Raw genomic sequence first — 5,548 nt, 5'->3', positions numbered from 1 at the left:
CTCTTCCCTTTTATTCTGTTTCCTTCCCTTCTTTGGCTTTTTCTCCACCGAATGCTTTATCTTTGCAAATAGATACCCACCTTAAAATATAGCAAATGGAAGATAATAGTCTAATAATACGGCTTGACAGTATTCAACGAATATTAAGCTATTGCATTACTCAGACCTACAATGTGCTCATTGGAAATATTCTGAGGAAGAAAGATTGCATCAACAATATACAGTTCAAAGAGATTTTGCAAAAAGAATATATCCGAATGACCGATAAACTATCTTCCATTTATCTGAATTATCCTGCTCTTGCATGTATAGAGGAATGATACAACAATGATGACTTTTTGTGGAAAACACATTCTTTGTATCACTGACCAAAGAACAAAAACAGAAATATACTTCCTACTCTGTATCTTCGTTTGAATATGCGAAGTACATTGACACACACACCTTATATAATGATGTCTTGCCGATGTTCTCAAGTCTTGTCGATGCAATTCGGTATAAACGGTATGCAAAATACCTCTTGGTAGAGATAGAACAAATTGAACTAACAGAGGTACAAACCGCTCAGTCTCGCTCTTCAATCTTGATAAACGGTGAACCATGTGAGCAGAAAAGCAGTCATCGTTGGTAAAGAAACCAATCCGTTTTCAATCTGATTTTACAGACCAGCAAATTGAGATTCTTCCCTCTTGTATCAACAAAATCCAATTATTCACGACCTACATATCTCCCAAGTTACTCAAAAACTTTTACGTTTGTAAACTAAAAGGTATCTCTTCTCCACCAAGATCTATATATTCTTTGCGAATAGCAGTTTACAATGCTTTTTTTCTTTGTCTTAGAGTGCTTATGAGTTAACTGCAAAAGCCATTTGATTGGATGTGGCAAGAAAAATTTTAAGCTGCTTGAAAAAAGCCAAAATAACACATAATAGGATTATGTTCGACATCATAGAGCTGACCATCATTATATTAATCAGCGACACACAAAAAGCTAAATAGTAGTTGTTTAACCACCATTCCCACTAATTATCACGTCTAAACTATATCTCTAACACAAAAATAGACACTTCGTCCAAAACACGGTCATTAAGCCAAAACACATTGACCATCATACTAACAAAACGCATTGCCAAACCAGTTTTTCCCTATGCCTTGACCTGAGCATCCACATTTTTTCGATATTGTGATGGAGACACGCCCACTATCTGCTTGAATTGCCTACTGAAATATGCGTTATCGCTGAAGCCGCAGCAGAGCCCCACGGCCGACACCGGTTCCTCCGGGTGGCTCTTGAGCCGTTGGCAAGCATAGTTTATGCGTATGTGCGTGATATAGTTTGAAAGCGATTCACCGCTAATGTCGCTTATCTTGCGACGCAGGGTAGACATGCTCATATTGAGTTTGTTGGCCAATTCGGCATGGTCTATGTTGGTGCTGCGCATGTCGTTGTACACAAAGTTTGTGAAACGAGATATAAACTCCATGTCGGCCGTCGACAGTTTACCGTCCAATTCGTTCACCGCAATATTAGCAAGAGCAAATTTTTCGCTCAACATACGTCTCTCCGTCAATATCCAAGCTATACGTATGCGTAGCTCATTAGAGCTGAACGGTTTGAAAAGATAAGCGTTAGCCCCAGCCTTCAATCCCTCCTCAAGGTCTTCTTGGGTAGCCTTGGCCGTGACAATGATGATGGGGATGGTGCTCGTTTGCGATGTGGCGCGCAATTTTCGGCATAGCTCCATGCCATCCATGCCCGGCATCATCAGGTCGGTGACGATGAGATCAGGCAGCAAGTCGGTCGCTTTGGCAAAACCATCAGAGCCGTTAGTGGCATAGACCACTTGATAATCTCCGCTCAACCTATGCCCTATGAATGTGGCTACATCTGTATTATCCTCAACGACAAGTATCTTGGCACAATGTCCGCCCACACGTTGTGTCTCGCGCTCATTCTCGGTGGCGGGCTCGCGAAGGTTGTCATCGGCATCCACCATATCGAGCGCAGACTCGGTGAATGGCTCAAAACTATTGTTACCATGCCTGATGGGCAATTCGACGATAAAGATTGTGCCCTTGCCTTTCTCGCTGTTCACGCTGATACGCCCATCCATAGCCTTGACCATCTGGTACACCAACGAGAGTCCCACGCCCGTACCAATGTTGCTACTGTCGCCACCTCCTTGGTAGAAAGGCTCAAAGATGTGCCGTGACACCTCCCTATCCATACCAATCCCATTATCGCTTACCGTCAGCACAAACATCTCGTTCTCTTGGTAGCAACCTATGTTGACGGTACCATAAGTGCCAGTAAACTTGATGGCATTCACGATAAGATTACGCATTATCTTTCGCATATAGTCAGGCACGATATCCACGTATATCTCGTTTTGCCGTGGCATAAAGTGCATGGTGATGTTCTTAGGCTTGGTAAGCACCTGTCCACCCTCCACGATGGCGCGCATATAGGGCACTATGTCGCCATGCTGCCACACAGGGTCGGTCACTTTCGCCCTCATCTTACTGATGTCAAGCAGCTTGTTCACGAGCGACAGCATCGACTTGCCCTGCCTCACGATCATATCACCAATTCGTCGCATCTCTGCCATCTGTCCTTCACTGGCCATGCTCACCTCCTCTCCATAGCCCATGATAAGAGTCAACGGCGTGCGCAACTCGTGAGTGATATTAGTGAAAAAATTATCCCTCATCTTGGCAAAATCTTTATGTCGGCGATTAGCCATAGAGCGCAGGTGCCCCACATACCATAATGTTGCCGAAATGATGATTAGCACCAATATACCAGCCAGCAACAGATAGTTGGTCATGCGCTGCTTGGACAGCGAGACCTGAGCGTCTTTTATCCTGAGCGCGTTTTGCCGGTTGGCTATTTCATCTTCCAAATTCTCTATTTCAAAAAGGTGGCTTTTGTTCATGATACTATCTTCTGCTTGCTCGGATAGCATATGATATTCCAAGGCCCTACGATAATCTCCGGCTTTCTTAAAATAGTCAGAGCGCATTCTATATATGTCGGGATAAAACTCTTTGGCCTCTATCTGCCGCGCCGTGTTCAAAGCCATTGTCAGATATTCATCGGCTTGGGCCCTTTCGTTCATCTCTACATACATGCCAGCCAAACTGATGCAGGGTTGAAGCCACAACCACAAATCGCCGTCTTTGTTGGTGATATTCATGGCTTTCTCAAAATGGGCTATAGACTTGTCGTATTGTTTTTGTTGTTGATACACACGCCCCACGTTCATATGGTAGTACGCCACGCCCACACTCGACCCCGCCTTGATACTGTGTTGGTACGCGCGGTCATAATACACCAATGCCGAATCGAACATGCCACGCTTCTCAAACACCTCTCCGATGTTGGCGTTGTCAATGTCCATACCAAGATGACTCCCCAACTTGCGCTCTATCATTAAAGCTCGTCTTAGCATGCCATCAGCTTTCTCGTAATTGCCCGTCGAGGTGTAAACATTGCCTAATCCACTGTAGGCGATGGCTTCACATTTCATCAGTTTTCGCCGTTTAGAGCTGTGAGTGCCTGCACTTGCCTCAGCCGCTTGAGAGTGATAGAGCATACCCTCATAGTATAGCCCCATTCGACGGCTGTTCACCCCAAGGTCGTTCAGGGCCGAAGCTATCATGAGCGTGTCACCAAGTTTGCGCGCTATGGCCAACTGTTGCTGGTGCGCCCTCATGGCGTGGCGATACCTACTCGACTCCCTGAACGCATGCCCAAGCTCAGACAGCGCACCCATTTGTCGTTGAGCGTTGCGGGCGTGTTGGTATTTTTTCACAAGCACCAGCAGTGAGTCCACATTCTTGGTATGGTTGTCAGTAGTGTCAAGCATCAGCCATTGACGATCACTGTATGCAAGAGGCTTCTCCTTCTTGCCACAATTACAAAAAAACGGCAAGATGGCAATAGCAAAGATGAATGGTCTTGTCGGAAAATATTTCATGGCATGCTTTTTACAAACAAATTTGGAACAAAAATAGTCAAAAATGTATAAAAAAGCAAATATAACATCCTTTTTATTAAAAATATAACATCCTTTTCATTAAATAACAGGCTCATAATTCCACAAATACGTAAGCCATAAGCACCTATAGCATGCCACACGCATCCGCTGGCGCCATGCCTGCGCCTATATTTCGATATGTTTCATATCAGAAATCACCGTTTTTTTTTTTATTTACCAACTATAACTCTGTTTTAATAGTTGTTTTTAAAGAAAATGTTTATAACTTTGGCCCAAAAGATTTAAACCATTATGATAGAAGAAATCTTGAAATACAACGCTCAGTTTGTGGCAGAAAAAGAATACGAAAATTATGTCACGTCAGGACAACCCAACAGGAAACTGGCCGTGTTGAGCTGTATGGACACCCGTCTAACCGAGCTATTGCCCAAAGCTATGGGACTAAAAAACGGCGACGCAAAGTTTATCAAGGTGGCTGGTGGCACCATGCTTTCGCCCTACGACTCGGTTATACGGTCTTTATTGGTGGCTGTCTACGAGCTGGAATGTAAAGAAATCATGGTGGTTCACCACTCCGATTGTGGGCTCTGCCGCATGAAACCCCAACACTTTTTTGACCTCATGAAGCAGCAAGGCATCAGCGATGAGTCCATGCAAGAGGCTGCCAAACATATTGACATTGAAACTTTTTTCAGTGGATTTGAGGATGTAGAAGAGGATGTTAAACTCACTGTCACCACTATCAAACAGCATCCGCTGATGCCACAGAGCGTTACAGTGAGAGGGTTTGTAATAGATTCGCACACGGGCAAACTGACAGAAGTGCTGTAAAATAGCAGTCTTACACCTTACTAAGAGACATAGATGCTATACGATACGGTTGCGATTTTTCTGCTTTTTAATAATTTTGGCCTGTGTCGAAAAATCTTGCCATGTCAAAAAATCATCACAAAAAATGTTCATTCTCAGCGGTTCATTCTGTGAGCTAAAAGGTCATTTTTATAATATGAATATGCCGCCAAAAATTCTTTTTTTTGTCGGCAAAACCCGAATAGTATCTATTCGGACTGCGTATAGATACTAATCTAACGACGTTTAGGTCCTAATCAGGGTGCGTTTAGCACTCAACGGCACCGCCATTAAGGCCTAATCGGCATGCGTGGAAAAAACTTTTTTTTTGCTAAAAGGCTCTTTTCAAGCCTATACTCCTTATAAACAACGCATTATAGAAAACTCTCATACTGGGCGTATTTGCGAGCAACCATGTTCTAACTCGCAAATACGACCAGTATGAGAAGGGGTTTGTCGTGTTTTTTTCAGTGTTTTTTTTATGCTGACCATTATTGAATGTGGTAGTGTCAGCTGCACATTTTGTGCGCCAAATTGAGTAAAAATTGTTGGCTTACGATATTTTTAGTATATCGTTTTTTGGATTTTTATAATATTGATTCATTAGTGTCCCGTTAAAATAGGGACCAGTTAAATATTAATCAAATAACCCCGGAAAGAGGGGACAATCGAGTTCTTTGACATTATTGAAATCAG

The 5,548-nt window shown here is 43.3% G+C and carries 2 protein-coding genes and 1 pseudogene; 2 read left to right on the top strand and 1 reads right to left on the bottom strand.

What is annotated here, in order from left to right; translation table 11 throughout:
• Positions 1–95 precede the first annotated feature (95 nt).
• A pseudogene (locus C7379_RS13120) lies at positions 96–774 on the top strand (hypothetical protein); the annotation flags it as partial.
• A gap of 373 nt (positions 775–1,147) precedes the next feature.
• Here C7379_RS13120 and C7379_RS07780 read toward each other — a convergent pair.
• Entirely contained in the window at positions 1,148–3,982 is a 2,835-nt protein-coding gene (locus tag C7379_RS07780; RefSeq protein ID WP_116616796.1) for an ATP-binding protein, read from the bottom strand.
• Positions 3,983–4,294: 312 nt separating this feature from the next.
• On the opposite strand from C7379_RS07780, the gene C7379_RS07775 reads away from it, so the two are divergent.
• Positions 4,295–4,834, top strand: coding sequence for a beta-class carbonic anhydrase (locus C7379_RS07775; protein WP_116616795.1), 540 nt, complete (start codon positions 4,295–4,297; stop codon positions 4,832–4,834).
• Positions 4,835–5,548: the final 714 nt, after the last annotated feature.

This window comes from Hallella colorans (genome assembly GCF_003096815.1).
GTDB lineage: Bacteria > Bacteroidota > Bacteroidia > Bacteroidales > Bacteroidaceae > Prevotella > Prevotella colorans.
The sequence above is the reverse complement of the archived record's forward strand: the minus strand, read 5'-3'. Positions and strand labels throughout refer to the sequence as shown.

Excerpts from the sequence above, each read along its gene's own strand:
- C7379_RS07780 (WP_116616796.1), bottom strand. The coding sequence starts at position 3,982 with ATGAAATATTTTCCGACAAGACCATTCATCTTTGCTATTGCCATCTTG.
- C7379_RS07775 (WP_116616795.1), top strand. The coding sequence starts at position 4,295 with ATGATAGAAGAAATCTTGAAATACAACGCTCAGTTTGTGGCAGAAAAA.